Annotated in this window: 13 protein-coding genes; 8 read left to right on the forward strand and 5 right to left on the reverse strand. The window is 71.5% G+C overall.

Features of this window, described 5'->3' with window-relative positions; translation table 11 throughout:
• Positions 1–106: 106 nt before the first annotated feature.
• From SFY69_09815 to SFY69_09835, 5 genes are all read left to right on the forward strand, one after another.
• Positions 107–700, forward strand: a complete 594-nt coding sequence (locus SFY69_09815) for a hypothetical protein (GenBank protein ID MDX2132336.1) — start codon at positions 107–109, stop codon at positions 698–700.
• A gap of 77 nt (positions 701–777) precedes the next feature.
• Entirely contained in the window at positions 778–1,122 is a 345-nt protein-coding gene (locus SFY69_09820) for a hypothetical protein (protein MDX2132337.1), read from the forward strand.
• 40 nt (positions 1,123–1,162) lie between these two features.
• Positions 1,163–1,981, forward strand: a complete 819-nt coding sequence (locus tag SFY69_09825) for an SDR family oxidoreductase (GenBank protein ID MDX2132338.1) — start codon at positions 1,163–1,165, stop codon at positions 1,979–1,981.
• Positions 1,982–2,120: 139 nt separating this feature from the next.
• On the forward strand, positions 2,121–3,596 hold the full coding sequence (locus SFY69_09830; GenBank protein MDX2132339.1) for an aldehyde dehydrogenase: 1,476 nt from the start codon (positions 2,121–2,123) through the stop codon (positions 3,594–3,596).
• 45 nt (positions 3,597–3,641) lie between these two features.
• Positions 3,642–4,082, forward strand: a complete 441-nt coding sequence (locus SFY69_09835) for a RidA family protein (GenBank protein ID MDX2132340.1) — start codon at positions 3,642–3,644, stop codon at positions 4,080–4,082.
• Positions 4,083–4,092: 10 nt separating this feature from the next.
• Here the strand turns inward: SFY69_09835 and SFY69_09840 are convergent, their stop codons facing one another.
• The 5 genes from SFY69_09840 to SFY69_09860 form a co-directional block, all read right to left on the reverse strand.
• The gene (locus tag SFY69_09840; protein MDX2132341.1) at positions 4,093–4,377 is read right to left on the reverse strand and encodes a hypothetical protein; all 285 of its coding nucleotides are present in this window, start codon (positions 4,375–4,377) and stop codon (positions 4,093–4,095) included.
• A 79-nt stretch (positions 4,378–4,456) separates the two neighbouring features.
• A complete protein-coding gene (locus SFY69_09845) occupies positions 4,457–4,960 on the reverse strand; it encodes a phosphatidylglycerophosphatase A (GenBank protein ID MDX2132342.1) in 504 nt (167 codons plus the stop codon).
• A 20-nt stretch (positions 4,961–4,980) separates the two neighbouring features.
• Positions 4,981–5,679 carry a hypothetical protein gene (locus SFY69_09850; GenBank protein ID MDX2132343.1) on the reverse strand — a complete coding sequence of 233 codons (699 nt, stop codon included), beginning with the start codon at positions 5,677–5,679 and terminating at the stop codon, positions 4,981–4,983.
• A gap of 58 nt (positions 5,680–5,737) precedes the next feature.
• Entirely contained in the window at positions 5,738–7,387 is a 1,650-nt protein-coding gene (locus SFY69_09855; GenBank protein ID MDX2132344.1) for a YifB family Mg chelatase-like AAA ATPase, read from the reverse strand.
• Positions 7,388–7,465: 78 nt separating this feature from the next.
• Positions 7,466–8,791 carry a hemolysin family protein gene (locus SFY69_09860; protein MDX2132345.1) on the reverse strand — a complete coding sequence of 442 codons (1,326 nt, stop codon included), beginning with the start codon at positions 8,789–8,791 and terminating at the stop codon, positions 7,466–7,468.
• A 154-nt stretch (positions 8,792–8,945) separates the two neighbouring features.
• Between SFY69_09860 and SFY69_09865 the strand changes: the two genes are divergently transcribed.
• From SFY69_09865 to glmS, 3 genes are all read left to right on the forward strand, one after another.
• Positions 8,946–11,792, forward strand: coding sequence for a DNA translocase FtsK (locus SFY69_09865; protein ID MDX2132346.1), 2,847 nt, complete (start codon positions 8,946–8,948; stop codon positions 11,790–11,792).
• Positions 11,793–11,964: 172 nt separating this feature from the next.
• A complete protein-coding gene (locus SFY69_09870; protein MDX2132347.1) occupies positions 11,965–13,692 on the forward strand; it encodes a hypothetical protein in 1,728 nt (575 codons plus the stop codon).
• 155 nt (positions 13,693–13,847) lie between these two features.
• Positions 13,848–15,689, forward strand: a complete 1,842-nt coding sequence (glmS, locus tag SFY69_09875; GenBank protein MDX2132348.1) for a glutamine--fructose-6-phosphate transaminase (isomerizing) — start codon at positions 13,848–13,850, stop codon at positions 15,687–15,689.
• The last annotated feature ends 4 nt before the right edge of the window (positions 15,690–15,693 follow it).

A 15,693-nucleotide genomic window follows, 5' to 3' on the forward strand; every position in this document is an offset into this window, starting at 1 on the left:
GCCTCCCCCGCCGCCTCCGCCGCCGCCGCCCCCGCCGCCTCCGCCGCCGCCGCCTCCGCCGCCGCCGCCCCCGCCCCCGCCTCCGCCTCCGGCGGGCACGGACGACGTGTCGGACGAACTCGCCGCGGCGACCGATTTCCCGCCGGAGTTCGAGGACACGGTGCAGGTGGAAGTGTTCGACCTGCGCCTGCTGTCGCGGCTGGGGCTCACGCCTCGCGCCACGACGCCGGACGAAGGGCGCGCGGCGCTCACCGGCCCGCTGCTCTACAACGACCTGCCGCCGGCGCTCGCGCTGGCCGAGGCCGAGCGTCCTTACGCCGCCACCCGCGCCGACATCGCCCTCGTGCAGCGCCTGGTCGATCGCTACGACGCGATCTTCGGCCCGCCGAGCGCCGACCGCACGGAGCAGATCGCAACGGACCTGCGCAGCGCCGCCGACCGCTGGATGTCGCTCGCCAACGCGGGCCGGTTCGACCCCGCCGCCTTCCGTCGGTACGTCGAGACGACCCCCGCCGAGCAGACGCTCGCCCAGCAGATCGGCGCGCTCGAACGCCTGCTCGCCGACATGCGAAAGCTCGGCCTCACCGGCGTCGAGTACCGCATGGCCCGCGCCCGCCTGCTCCGCGTCCTCTCGCCCGCCAGCGGCGTGAGCGTCGACGACCTCGGCGCCCTCGTGCAGCCCGCGCAGCCCGGCGCGTAACGCTCGCCACCCATGCGACGCACCCGACCCCCCGTGGGCCGGGTGCCGTCGCGCGCCCGTCCGGCTACGCTGGGTGCATGGCCAAGGGGCAGCACCTTTCGCCCTACCAGATGGGCATCGTCAAGCGCTTCTACGAGCATCGCTCCACGGTGCTCGTGGGGAGGCTCGCGGAACTCGTGAGCGACCTGTACGTCGCGGGCGACGAGAAGACCCGCGAGCGCCTGTGGAAGGCGGCCCGCGACACGCTGCGAAAGGCCGGCGTCGACGAGGCCGACGCGCAGTCCATCTACGCCGAGCGCCGGTTGCAGGACCTCGCGGGCGTCGTCGCGGGGCTGCAGGCTTCGCCCGCGCCGCGGAGCCAGGGGCCGCGCGCCACGCCGGCCTCGCGCGGGAAGCCGGGCGCGGAGACCGACGATCTCTGATCGCTGTGCGCCGGGGCCTCGCGCGCTCCAACAATCGCCCATGACGACGTCGCCCATCAACCTCGATCTCCGCACGGACCTTCGCGGACGCGGCGCGCTCGTCTGCGGCGCGTCCTCGGGCATCGGGCGCGCCTGCGCCATGCACCTGGCGCGGCTGGGCGCTTCGTGCGTCCTGCTCTCGCGCGACGAACGCAAACTCGCGGGCGTCCGCGACGCTCTCCCCACCGACGCGGGGCAGGTGCACGACACGCTCGCGGCCGACATGACCGACTGGGCGGGCACGGGGGCGCGCGTGGGCGAGTACCTGTCGCGCACGATGCGCACGCTGCACGTTCTCGTGAACAACACCGGGGGCCCGCCCGCCGGGGCCGCCATCGACGCGACGCCCGAGCAGCTCCTCGCGGCGGTCAATGCGCAGCTCATCGCCGGGCAGGTGCTCGTGCGTGCGCTGCTCCCGGGCATGAAGGCCGCGGGGTTCGGACGCATCATCAACATCACCTCGACCAGCGTGAAGCAGCCGATCGCGAACCTGGGCATCTCGAACATCGTCCGCCCCGCGGTCGCGGCGTGGGCGAAGTGCCTCGCGACCGAGCTCGGCCCCTTCGGCATCACGGCGAACAACGTGCTACCCGGCTACACCCGCACCGAACGCCTGCAGTCGCTCTTCAAGGGGCGCGCCGACCGCCAGGGCATCACGCCCGAGGAGATCGAACGCGAGATCGTCGCGTCCACGCCCGCCGGACGCCTGGGCGAACCCGACGAGGTCGCGGCGGCCGTCGCGTTCCTGGCATCACCCGCCGCATCGTACATCAACGGCATCAACCTCCCCGTCGACGGCGGGCGCCTCGGCACGCTGTAACGACTCTCGCGGTTCCCTCGCCTGGTGCATGACGTGATGCCTTCGCCTCATGATGTTCCCTGATGCCCGATAACAGATGACGCATGCCCGACGGCCGCTGCCTGGTGCCATCTCTCGAATGCCAAACGCCGAATGCCGAATGCCCTCCCACCTCGCTAACTTCATCGCGAACGAGTTCGTCGAGCCGGCGTCGAGAGACTTCATGGATGTCGTGGAGCCCGCGACGGGCGAGGCGTTCGCGCGCGTGCCGCTGTCGGAAGCCGATGATGTCGACCGCGCCGTCGCCGCGGCCGAGCAGGCCTTCCCCGCGTGGAGCGCCCTGCCCGGCGCGGAGCGCGCCCGCCACTTGACGGCGCTCGCCGACCTCATCGACCGCGACCGCGAGCGCCTGGCGCAGGCCGAGTCGCGCGACACGGGCAAGCCCGTCGCCCTGGCGCGCCGCGTTGATATCCCGCGCTCCGCCGCGAACCTCCGCTACTTCGCCGGCGCCATCCTGCACACCACCGGCGAGATGCACGAGACCGACCAGCCCGCCGTGGGCGGCGCGGTCCGCGCGATCAACCTCGTGCGCCGCCGGCCCCGCGGCGTCGCCGGGCTCATCTCGCCCTGGAACCTCCCGCTCTACCTGCTCACGTGGAAGATCGCCCCCGCGATCGCCACCGGCAACACCTGCGTCGCCAAGCCCAGCGAGGTCACGCCCGTCACCGCCTCGCTCCTGTGCGAACTCGCCCGCGAGGCGAGCATGCCGCCCGGCGTGATCAACATCGTCCACGGCGACGGACGCTTCTGCGGCAGCGCCCTCGTCTCGCACCCGCGGGTTCCCACCCTCTCCTTCACCGGCTCCACCGGCGTCGGCCGCTGGATCGGCGAGACCGGCGGACGCATGCTCAAGCGCGTCAGCCTCGAACTGGGCGGCAAGAACCCGTTCATCATCTTCGACGACGCCGACCTCGACGACGCCGTCGAGACCGCCGTCCGCGCCGCGTTCACGAACCAGGGCCAGATCTGCCTGTGCGGCTCGCGCCTGCTCGTGCAGCGCACCGTGTACGACCGCGTCGTCTCGGGCGTGGTCGCCGGCGCGCGGCGTCTGGCCATCGGCGACCCCGCCGCCGACGACACGACGTTCGGCGCGATCGTGAGCCGCGCCCACCTCGACAAAGTCGCCGGCATGGTGGACGAGGCCCGGCGCGACGGCGCCGAGATCCTCTGCGGCGGGCGCTCGCCCGACCCGGCGTCGCTCCCCGCACGCTGCCGGAACGGCTGCTTCTACGAGCCCACCGTCATCGGGGGCGTGCTCCCCACCTGCCGCATCGTGCGCGAGGAAGTCTTCGGCCCCGTGCTCACCGTGCAGGCCTTCGACGACGAGGACCAGGCGCTGGCGATGGCGAACGGCACGGACTACGGCCTGGCGGCGACCGTCTTCACCCGCGACCTCGCCCGCGCCCACCGCGTCTCGTCACGCCTCGACGCCGGCATCGTCTGGGTCAACTGCTGGATGGTCCGCGACCTCCGCACGCCCTTCGGGGGCGTCAAGGCCAGCGGCGTGGGACGCGAGGGCGGGCTCGACGCGCTGAAGTTCTTCACCGAGCCGACCAACGTGTGCGTGCGCGTGTAGATCCCGGCCCGCGCTCGCAGGGGCCGGCGCATGGAGAGCATCTGGATGAGCAGTCACCCGACCGTCCACGCCGCCGCCGCCGCCGAGCCCCTGGGCCCCTACCCGCACGCGCGCCGCGCGGGCAACCTGCTGTTCCTCTCGGGCATCGGCCCGCGCAAGCGCGGCACGAAGGACATCCCCGGCGCGATCGTCGGCCCCGACGGACGCCTGACGGGCTACAGCCTCGAGGCCGAGATGCGCTCGTGCTTCGAGAACATCCGGAGCATCCTCGCCGAGGCCGACAGCCGCTGGGAGGACATCATCGACGTGCAGGTCTTCCTCACCGACATGGCCCGCGACTGGGCGGAGTACAACCGCGTCTACGCGGAGTTCTTCCCGCCCGGTCCGCACCAGCCGACGCGAACGACCGTCGAGGTCTCGGCCCTGCCCACCGGCGGGAACACGCCGATCCACGTCGAGATCAAGGTGATCGCCGCGATCTCGTGACGCGCCGGCGCTAGTCCTTGCGCTTCTTCAGGCGGCGCGCCCGCTCGCCCCCGCCGTTCGACGACAGGTCCAGCATCACCGCCACCGCCATCACCGCCCACCACCAGCCGTGCACGCCCCCGCCCTCGTTCACCGAGGCCGCGTACGCCAGCGTCGTGTACGGCATGAACAGGAACCCCAGCAGGGGCCAGAACCACGTCTCGTACGCGCGACCGATGTAATCACCCGTGATCACCAGCAGGATGATCACGAAGCGCGGCAGAAAGAACGCGACGGCGGCGAGCAGGCATCCCATACCCATCTCCTTCCGATTGCCCGCCCCCGGCTTTCACCCCGGTGCATCGTTGGACGCCCCCGAACCTCGGCCCACTCCTTCAGCCCACCGTCGCCCGCGCACACACCTGCACCAAGACCATCGCCATCACGCCCGCCACGACGTCGTCGATCAGAATTCCCAGCCCCCCCGGCAATCGCTGCAGCCCGCGCGCCGGCCAGGGCTTCACGATGTCCAGCACGCGGAACGCCACGAACGCGAACCCGAGCGTGAACAGGTTCGCCTCGGGCGTCAGCGTCGCGCCCACCGGCAGGAACAGCAGCGGGATGCACTGCCCGCACGTCTCGTCGGCCACCGCGTTGGACGGGTCCTTCCCCCACTTCGCTTCCGCGCGGTCTCCCTGCAGCAGGCACGCGAGGCCGAAGAACACCGCCACGCCCAGCAGCACGCCGTTGTACACCCACGGCGCGGTGATCGCCCCCAGCCCCGCCGCCTCGAGGATCATCGCGAGGATGATCGGGGGCAGCGACCCCCACGTGCCCGACGCGGGGCGCATGTACCCCAGCCCGAATGTCGTGATCGCCCACACGCCCTGTGTCCGCATGGGCGCATGCTACCGCTGGTTCACTCGCCCTGCGAGCGCGTGAGTTCCACCGGCGGGTTGAACTCGAAGAGCGCCTTGTCGCCCTGCGCCACGAACCGCACGCTCCGCCCGAACGTCACGCGGTAGATGAGCCACAGGCGCTGGTCCGTCCGCGAGCGCGACGTCGCGGGCACTTGCGCCATCGCACTCACCGGCTCGCCCGGCTCGTACCGCACGTCCGCCCATTCGGCGTCGAGATACGCCCAGCCCACCGGCATGTACCGCTCGCCGGCGGTGTCCACCAGCGTCGGGGCCGCTGTGCCCTCCGCCGCGCCCCGGTACTTCGACGCCGGCGACACGTCGACGAACACGATCGACACGTCCCGCGGCACGCGGATGTCCTCGACGCGGCGCACCCGATCGATGCCCGCGTCGGCCACCTGGTTCGCGGGCACCCGGGCCGCCCCGCGCACGATCCACGTGCGCGTCCGCTCCTCGACCACCTCGAGATCGCCGGTCTGCCCGCGCACGAGGGCGAAGGGCAGGCGGTTGACGACATCCACGCCCTCGGGCGCCGGGGCCGAGCTGCGCCCGCCGCCCCCCACCACGCGCCGCTCTTCGGCGAAGGGCGACTGGCTGCCGACGCGCGCCCCGCCCGTGGGCGGGGCGGTGCTCGTGTCGCACGCGCCCAGCACGCCGACCACCCCGCCCGCCGCCAGCATTCCGAGCATCCAGCGCATGGCCGATTCTCCTCGCCCGCCCCCGACACTGAACACCCGAGCACGCCCGCGGGTTGCACTACGCCATCTTGCGGTCGAGCAATCGGTACCCGATCGCCTCCGAGACGTGCGCCATGCCGATCACGTCCGCCTCGTCCATATCCGCGATCGTCCGCGAGACGCGCCGGATCTTGTCGTACGCCCGGGCCGAGAGCCCCAGGCTCGTCATCGCCTGGCCCAGCACGCTGGTCGCGCCCTCGTCGAACGGGGCGAGTTCGTCCAGTTGTTTCCCGCTCAGGCGCGCGTTGGGCGTGAGCGGGCCCTGACGCCGCGTCTGCCGCTCGCGCGCCCGCGACACGCGCTCGCGCATCGCGGCGCTGCCCGTGCCCCGGCGTTCGCCCCCCGACAGTTCCTTCCACGCCACCGCCGGCGCCTCGACGTGGATGTCGATCCGGTCGAGCAAGGGCCCGCTCAACCGCTCGAGGTACCGCTCCATCGACCGCTTGCCCACCTCGCCCACCGGCACGTCGCCCTTGGGCGTGGGGTTCATCGCGGCGATGAGCATGAAACTCGCCGGGAACCGCACCGCGCTGTGCGCCCGCGCGATCGTCACGACGTGATCCTCCAGCGGCTGGCGCAGCGCCTCGAGCACGTCGCGCGGGAACTCGGGCAGTTCATCCAGGAACAGCACCCCCCGGTGCGCCAGGCTGATCTCGCCCGGGCGCGGGATCATGCCGCCCCCCACCACGCTGGGCGTGCTCGCCGTGTGGTGCGGGCTGCGCACCGGGCGCGACGTCACCAACCCCACGCCCGGGGGCAGGTGCCCCGCCGCCGAGTACACCCGCGTGATCTCCACCGCTTCTTCCGGCGTGAGCGGGGGCAGCACGCCCGGCAGCGCCTTGGCCATCATCGTCTTGCCCGACCCCGGGGGGCCCAGCATCAGCAGATTGTGCCCGCCCGCCGCGGCCACGGTGATCGCGCGCTTCACGCCCTCCTGCCCGCGCACCTCCGAAAAGTCGATCGGCGCGGTCGCACCGCCCAGCAGCGCCACCACGTCGGGCGGGGCGCACGCCGGGACGTCCAGCCGCCCCGTCAGCAGCCCCACCACCTCGGCCAGCGTCCGCACGCCGTACACCGCCAACCCCTCCACCACCGCGGCCTCCGGCGCGTTGTCGGCCGGGACGATGACCCCAGCCGCACCGCGCTGGCGGGCGAGCGCGGCCAGCGCCAGCGCCCCGCGGATAGGCCGCACGCGACCGTCGAGCGCCAGTTCGCCCCCGATCACCAGCCCGCGATAGTCCACGCCGTCGGCCACGTCCGCCCCGACGCCCGGGCCCGCCGGCGCGGCCGGGGAAGCATCACCCGGCGCGCTCGCGCGCCCGCCGCCCGCCCGGGCCGCCCCCGGCGCACGCGCCAGCCCCGTGCGCCCCACGACACCCATCGCCGCGAGCAACCCGACCGCGATCGGGAGGTCGTACAGCGGCCCTTCCTTGCGCACGTCGGCGGGCGCCAGGTTGATGACGATCTTGCCCTGCGGAAAGAAGTACCCGGTGTTCGCCATCGCGGCCCGCACCCGCTCGTGCGACTCGCGCACGCCCGCGTCGGGCAGCCCGACCGTCACGATCTTCGTGCCGTTCTCCGCCGGCGCGAGCTCGTCGACGTCGACCTCGACCTCGCACGGGAGCGCGTCGATGCCCTGCAGCAGGAATGACTGGACGCGGGCGAGCATCGGGGCAGCATACCCGCTGCCGGGCGACAAGCCGCCCGACGTTCCACCGGCCCGCGACCACCGCCGGTCGCTGGCCGGCTACGCCGCGTCCGCCGGGGGCGAGTCCTCGCTCTTGGGGGGCACGAACGTCGCGAGCACCTTGTCGACGCGCGTGCCGTCCATGTCGATCACCTCGAGCGTCCACCCCTGCCACGCGACCGACTCGCTCTCGGCGGGGATGTGCCCCAGCAGCGCCACCACCAGCCCGCCGACGGTGCTGACGTCGGGCAACTCCGCCTCGGCCTCCGGGGGCACCGCGCTCGCGACCACGAACTCGTGCAGCGGAAGGCGCCCGTCGATCAGCCACGACCCGTCCGGACGCTTGATCATCGTCGGCGCGACCTCGCCCGACCGGCTGATGTCCCCCACGATCGCCCGCGTCACGTCGTTCAGCGTCACCAGCCCCAGCGTCGATCCGTACTCGTTCACCACGAACGCGATGTGCACCTTGCTCGACTGGAACTGGTCCAGCATCCGCAGCGCGGGCATCGTCTCGGGCACGAACAGCGGCTGGCGCACCACCGACGTCACCTTGAAACTCGACCCCGACAGCAGCCCGTACGCGATCAGGTCGCGCACGTGCACCACCCCGACCAGTTTGTCCAGGTCGCCCGCGCACACCGGGAAGTGCGAGTACGGGCTCGTCCCCACCAGCACCCGCACCGCGTCGGTCGTCTCCCGCTCGTCGATCCACACGATGTCCGCGCGCGCCACCATCAGGTCCCGCACCGTCAGGTCCGCCACACGCATCGTCCGCTGGAACAGCGTCAGTTCCTGCGGCGTGAAGATCCCCGTGCTCGCCCCCCGCGCGATCAACGCCTTCACGTCGTCTTCCGACACGTCGTCGCCCGCCCGCACCTTCAGCCGCAACACCCGCAGCACCGCCTCCGTCGACCACGTCAGGATCCGCACCGGCCACGCCGTCACCGTCGACAGCACGCTCAAGGGTCTGGCGATGAGCGTCGCCACCCGCTCGGGGTAGGCCAGCGCGACGCGCTTGGGCACCAGTTCACCCACCACCAGCGACAGGTACGTAATCCCCAGCACCACCACGCCCAGCGCGATCACGTCCGCGTAGGGCTCCATCAGCCCCACCTGCGCCACCATCTTCTCCAACTTGCCCGACAGCGCGTTCTCCCCGAACGCGCCCGCCATGATCCCGATCAGCGTGATCCCCACCTGCACCGTCGACAGAAACCGCGTCGGCTCGCGCGCCAGCGCGATCGCCGCGGCCGCCCCCTTGCTCCCCGCCTTCGCATCGCGCGCCAGCCGGCTCTGGCGGCTGGTCATCACCGCCAGTTCCGACATCGCCAGCACGCCGTTCAGCACAATGAGAAAGCCCAGGATCGCCAGAGGGACCAGCATGGGTTCATTATCGCCCATCGGCGCAGCCGGCCACGCTCTCCCAGGTCCTTGGCGGGGTGCCGCACGCCGCGCTCCGCCCCCCCGTGCCCGCCGACGCCCGCCCCGGGGCGCTGTTTTCGCCTTCTCCGGCCCCGGTCGCCGATGAACCGGTGCCATGGCTGATTCACCGCGCAAAGTCCGCGCGTCCGGCGGTCGCTCCGCCCTGACGCTGTTCACACTCATCCTCCTGCTCGGCGCGTGGGCCTTCACCGCCGCCAGCATGATCGGGTTCGATCCCAGCGACGCCCCCGGGCACGTCGTGTGGCCTTCGAACGACCCCACCGCCAACTGGTGCGGGCCATTCGGCGCCACCGTCGCGTACGCGCTGTTCAAACTGCTGGGCTCCGGCGCCTGGGTGCTGCTGATGCTCCTGGGCGTGGCGCTGACGGTCGCCGCGCTGGGCGTCCCGCTTCGCCAGGCGTTCATCCGGATGATCGGATTGATCATGCTCGCCGCGTCGGTGTCGGGGATGCAGGCGCTGGCCTTCCCCGATTCGGGCTCGATGCCCGGGCTCGCGGGGGGGCTGGTGGGCACGGTGTCCGCCGCCGAACTGGGCGTCCGCTTCGGGCCGTTCGGCGCGGGGATCGTCCTGCTGGTGATGGGCCTGGTGGGCGCGGTCGTGGCGATGGACCATGTGGTGATCGCCGCACTCGGCTGGACGTGGGACCTGACGCGCGAGCGCGGGGTGCCGGCGGCAAAGGTCGTGGGCGCCGCCGCGGGCGGCGCCGCGATGACCGCCGGCGAGGCAGTCGCCCGCGCCTCGGGCACCATGATGTCGCGCCTGTGGGCCCGCGCGTTCCCGCCCAAGAAGAAGACCCGCGGCTACCGGCGCGACGACGTCTCCGACGACCCGCCCGCGTCTGGCCGCCGGACGCGCCAGCCCGCCGCCCCCGCGCCAGACCCGGCGGCCTTGGACATCGACGACCCCGACGCCGCCCCGATCCCGCTGGCCGACGCCGACGTCGAGGCCAAGCCGAGCGCCGCGAAGAGCGCGGCCAAGACGCCCCGCCCGGCGCCGAGCGATGACGACGCGGACGAACGCGAGGACGACGACGATCTGCCCGGGGCGGCCCAGGTGTACACCGAGGAGGCCCTGCGCGAGAAGATCGCCAAGCTGCCCGTCGTGTTCGGGCAGAAGGACAAGGTCGTTGCCACCGAGGCGGACCTGGTCGAGATGCGCGGGCTGGGCGCCGCGTCGGGCGCTGCGGGACCCGAGCCCGAGCAGCCCGTCAAGGAGTACGCCTTCCCGGGGCTCGACCTGCTGGAGAACCCCGAAGAGAACTTCAACGTCAAGCTCGAGGAGTACGTGCGCGAGCAGGCGACGGCCCTGGAGTCGGCCCTGCGCCAGTACCGCATCGACGGCGAAGTCGTCGGCATCGAGTCCGGGCCGGTGATCACGCTCTTCGACGTGCGCTTGGCGCCGGGCACGAAGGTGGCGGCCCTGCAGGCGGTGAGCAGCGACATCGCGCGCTCGCTCAAGGCGGTGAACATCCGGATCGTGCCCAACCAGGCGGGGCGCGACACGGTGGGCGTGGAGGTTCCCAACTCAACGAAGGAGAAGGTGCGCCTCAAGGAACTGATGGGCAAGACGGAGAAGTTCTCGTCGATGAAGCTGCCCATGTTCCTGGGCAAGGACGCGAGCGGGGAGGCGCTGATCGAGGACCTGACGAAGATGCCGCACATGCTGATCGCCGGCACGACCGGGAGCGGCAAGAGCGTGTGCATGAACACGATCATCATGGGGTTCCTCTACACGAAGAAGCCCAGCGAACTGAAGATGGTGCTCGTGGACCCCAAGATGGTGGAGATGAGCCAGTTCAAGGACATCCCGCATCTGATGTGCCCGGTGGTGACGGAGATGTCCAAGGCCGCCGCGATCCTGGAGTGGGCGTGCGTCAAGATGGACGAGCGGTACGAACTGCTGGCGGAGGCGGGCTGCCGCGACATCGCGTCGTACAACGACCTGGGGTGGGACGAGCTGAAGGACCGGATGCGTCCCAAGACGCCCGAGGAAGAGGCGCGCATCCCGCGCAAGCTGCCCTACATGGTGTTCATCATCGACGAGCTGGCCGACCTGATGATGACGAACAAGGAGGTCGAGGGGCACATCATCCGCATCGCGCAGAAGGCACGCGCGGTGGGCATCCACCTGATCCTGGCGACGCAGCGCCCGCAGGCGAACGTCGTGACCGGGCTCATCAAGAGCAACATGCCCTGCCGCATCACGTTCAAGGTGGCCAGCGGGATGGACTCGCGCATCGTGCTCGACCAGAAGGGGGGCGAGCTGCTGCTGGGGCACGGCGACATGCTCGTGCTCTCGCCCCGGTCGAGCAAGCTCACCCGCGCGCAGGGCACGCTGGTGGACGACCTCGAGATCCGCCGCGTCGTGCGCTTCATGCGCGACGTCGCCGGGCCCAGCTTCGAGCGCTCGCTCCTCCAGATCCGCTCGGGCGCGCCCGTCGAGGGCACCGGGCTGGGCAACCTCTCCGACGAAGAACGCCTGCTGCAGAGCAAGAACAACTCGTCGGCGTCGCTCGCGGCGGCCCAGGAAGACCCGCTCTTCCCCCGCGCGGTCGAGATCGTGCTCGAAACCCGGCGCGGGAGCGTCTCGCTCCTCCAGCGCCGCCTGGCGATCGGCTACACGCGCGCCAGCCGCCTGATCGACCTCATGGGCATCGCGGGGATCATCTCCGACCACAAGGGCTCGGTCGCGCGCGACGTGCTCATCACGATCGAGGACTGGGACCGCATGAAGCAGCTCGCGGCCGAAGAGGCACGGGCCAAGGGCCTGGCGAGCGTCTTCACCGGCGACGCGCCCACGGGCGAACCCGGGGCCGAGGCGCCCGGGCCGCTCTTCACCGCTCCGGACGGCGGCGCGATGCCCGCGAGCATCACGAGCGAGGACGATCGGTTCGACGATGCGTTCCAGGAAGAGGCCGAGGACCCGCCGTTCCGGAACTAGCGGGACCGCCGGGGCGGCGCCCGGGCGGGCTCGTTGTGCCGGGCGGTGCGCATGGTGCCGGGCGGTACGCATGGTGCCGGGCCGGGGGGCGGTGTAACCTTGCCCGGTCGCCGGTCGTACAACGTGCCGGGAGCGATGACTCTCCCGCCGCCCGACCACCCAAGGAACCACCATGACCGCACTTTTCGCTCGTTCCCGCTCCGCCCGCGCCCTGCTGGCGCTGTCGATCGTCGCGCTGCCCGCGCTGGCCGCACCCCCCGCGATCCTGGACCGCGTTCCCGCGAACGCCCCGATGATCATGGTGACCCGCGACCTGCAGGAGATGACGGGCATGGCGGGGCAGGCGATGGAACTCGCCCAGAGCGCGGGCGAGGTGCCCGGGCTCGACCTGTACCGCTACGTGGACCGCCTGGGCAACGCGCCCGGCGTAGACGGCTCGGGCTCGATGGCGGTGGTGATGCTCACGCCGCCGGACCTCGACGACCCGGGCATGGCCCCCGACATCGTGGTGCTCGCGCCCGTCACGGACTACGCGGCCCTGGTCGCGCACTTCGGGGGCGACGCGGCTTCGCCCGTCACCCCGCTCAAGATGGGGCGACGCGAGATGTTCGCGCGCAAGATCGATGATCGCACCGCGCTGCTCGGCGGCACGCGCGCCGCGGTCGAAGCCTTCAAGGTCGCCGAGGGCGCCGCGTCGGGGCACCTCGCCCGCATGGGCCAGGCCGGTCGCACCGCGGCCGATACCGCCGACGTGCTGGTGGTGATCGACGTGGCGTCGTACCGCCCCCAGATGGAGCAGTTCGCGAAGGGGATGATGGTCGATCCCGACGCCGGCCAGATGGCGATGCAGTTGGGCGGGATGGGCGCGAGCTTCGGGCGCCTCGCCGAGGCGATGAGCCGCGACGGGAAGACGGGCGTGCTGAGCGTGACGAACTCGGAGGCGGGCCTGGCGATCGAGATGGTCGGCGTGTTCACGCCGGAGAGCCCGAGCGCGACGATGTTCGGCTCGGGCGGGGACTCGGGCGCGCTGCTCGACCGCCTGCCGGACCAGCCGTTCTACGTGGCGATGGCCGCGGACTTCAGCAACCCGGGCATCCGCGCGATGTTCGCCGGCGACGGGCAGAAGGCCGAGCCCGACGCCGACCCGCTCGCGAACCTGGGCGCGATGCTCGCCGACGCGACGGGCATGGGGATGGTGGTGGGCACGAACCCGAACGGCCCGCTCGCGGGGCTGCTGGTGAACACCAGCGCGTTCATCCGCACGCCCGAGCCGGCGAAGTCGCTCGCGGCGTTCCGCGGGGCGGCGCAGGCGAACAAGGAGCGCGCCGTCGGCGGGACGACCGTGAAGACCGACTACAAGACCGATGTCGCGCAGATCAACGGCGTGAGCGTCGACGCCTGGTCCACGCAGGTCATCATGCCCAAGGACGACCCCAACGCGTTCATGGCCGGCATGGTGATGCAGACCCTGTTCGGGCAGAGCAAGGGCTTCTCGCAGATGGCCGCGGCGACCGACACCGGGCTGGTCATGACCATGAGCCAGAACACCCCGCTGGTGACGAAGTCGATCCAGGCGGCGAAGTCCGGCGAGGGGCTGGGGCGGCAGGCGGCGTTCGCCCAGATCCGCGATCAACTGCCCAAGAACCGCATGTTCGAGATGTACGTCGGCATGCCCGGCATCATGGAGTTCGTGCAGTCGACGCTGGAGGAAATGCTCGGCGAGGCCGTCGACCTGCCCAAGGACGTCCCGCTGATCGGGATGGGCGCCGGGGCGAGCAACGGCGAGGTCTCGATGCGGCTGTTCCTTCCGGCGAAGGCGATGGAAGCGATCGGGCAGGCGATGCAGCAGTGGGAAGGCGGGGACGACTTCGAGCCGGTCGATGCCCCGGCGATGAACTGACGGGCCCGGGGTCGTCCGGGCTGTGCCGAACCCGTCGTCGTGCCGATGCATATGACCTGTCGTGTGCGCGAGGGTGGGCCGCGGGCCCGTTCTCGGACGCGCGACGGCGCCCGCCTCGGTGCGATCTCGCAGGGGCATGAACGGAACCCAAACGCATGTGCGGAATCGTCGCCTACGTGGGCAGCAAGCCCTGCCAGCAACTCCTGATCGAGGGCCTCAAGCGACTGGAGTACCGCGGGTACGACTCGTCCGGGATCGCGACGCTTGAAGACGGGCGTATCCGGGTGGTCAAGACGGTCGGCCGGGTGGCCAATCTTGAAGACCGGCTGGAAGAGGTCGGCGCCCTGCGGGGCACGCAGGGCATGGCCCACACACGCTGGGCGACGCACGGCGGGGTGACGAACCCCAACGCGCACCCGCACACCGACGACAAGTCGGGCATCTGCCTCATCCACAACGGGATCATCGAGAACTACGCGAGCCTGAAGACGCTGCTGGAGGAAAAGGGGCACACCTTCGTCAGCCAGACCGACACCGAGGTGCTCGCCATGCTGATCGGCGAGCTGTACGCGCCCGCCGAGGGCGTGGACTTGGAGGCGGCGGTGCAAGCGGCGCTCCGCGAGGTCACCGGCGCCTACGGGATCGTGGTGATGTGCGAGCGCGAGCCCGGCGTGCTGGTGGCGGCCCGCAAGGGCAGCCCGCTCATGGTGGGCGTGGGCGAGTCGGAGCATCTCGTGGCGTCGGACGGGTCGGCGCTCATCGCCCACACGTCGCAGGCGTTCGCGCTCGAGGACTACCAGGTCGTCAAGCTCACGCCGACCGGCTTCCGCACGAGCACGATCCACAACGTGCCCGTGACGCCCAAGGTGCAGCAGCTCGAGATCGAGCTCGAGGAGATCGAGCTGGGCGGCTACTCGCACTTCATGCAGAAGGAGATCTTCGAGCAGCCCAAGGCCCTGCGCAACACCTTCCGGGGCCGGTTCGTGGGCGACGAGGGCAAGGTCGTGCTCGGCGGGCTGGCCGACCACACCAAGGAGCTTCTGCGGGCCCGCCGCGTCGTGCTGCTGGGGCAGGGCACCGCGCTGCACGCCGCCATGATCGGGCGGTACATGCTCGAGGACCTCGCGAAGATCCCCGCCTCCGCCGAGTACTCCAGCGAGTTCCGGTATCGCAGCCCGATCGTCGAGGAGAACACGGTCGCGATCGCGGTGAGCCAGAGCGGGGAGACCGCCGACACGCTCGCCGCGCTGCAGGAGGCCAAGGACCGCGGCGCGCTGGCCCTGGGCGTCATCAACGTGGTGGGCTCGACCATCGCGCGCGAGACCGACGCGGGCGTGTACCTGCGCGTGGGCCCGGAGATCGGCGTCGCGAGCACGAAGGCGTTCGTGGGGCAGGTGGCGGCGTTGTCGATGATCGCGCTCTGGATGGGACGCCGCCGGTTCATGGGCGCCCACGACACCGGCGTGCTCCTGCGCGAGCTGGAGCGCGTGCCCGAGCGCATCGAGCGCATCCTGGCCCAGGACGACATCATCCGGCGGGTGACGGAGAAGTACGTCGAACGCCAGAACTGGCTCTTCCTGGGGCGCGGGTACAACTACCCCACCGCGCTCGAGGGCGCCCTCAAGCTCAAGGAAATCTCGTACATCCACGCCGAGGGAATGCCCGCGGCCGAGATGAAGCACGGGCCGATCGCGCTCATCAACGAGGGCATGCCGGCGGTGTTCATCGCGAACCGCGGGCGCCAGTACGACAAGGTCATGAGCAACATCCAGGAAGTGCGGGCGCGGGGCGGGCACGTGATCGCGGTCGCGACCGAGGGCGACGACCAGATCAAGCGCTATGCCGAGGACGTGCTGTACGTGCCCGACATCCCCGAGCCCTTGAGCCCGCTGCTCACGGTGGTGCCCCTGCAGCTCATGGCGTACCACGCCGCGGTCATCCGCGGGCACGACGTCGACAAGCCCCGCAACCTCGCGAAGAGCGTGACCGTCGAGTGAGCCG

The sequence above is a fragment of the Planctomycetota bacterium genome (assembly GCA_033763975.1).
In the GTDB taxonomy this organism is placed as follows: domain Bacteria; phylum Planctomycetota; class Phycisphaerae; order Phycisphaerales; family UBA1924; genus RI-211.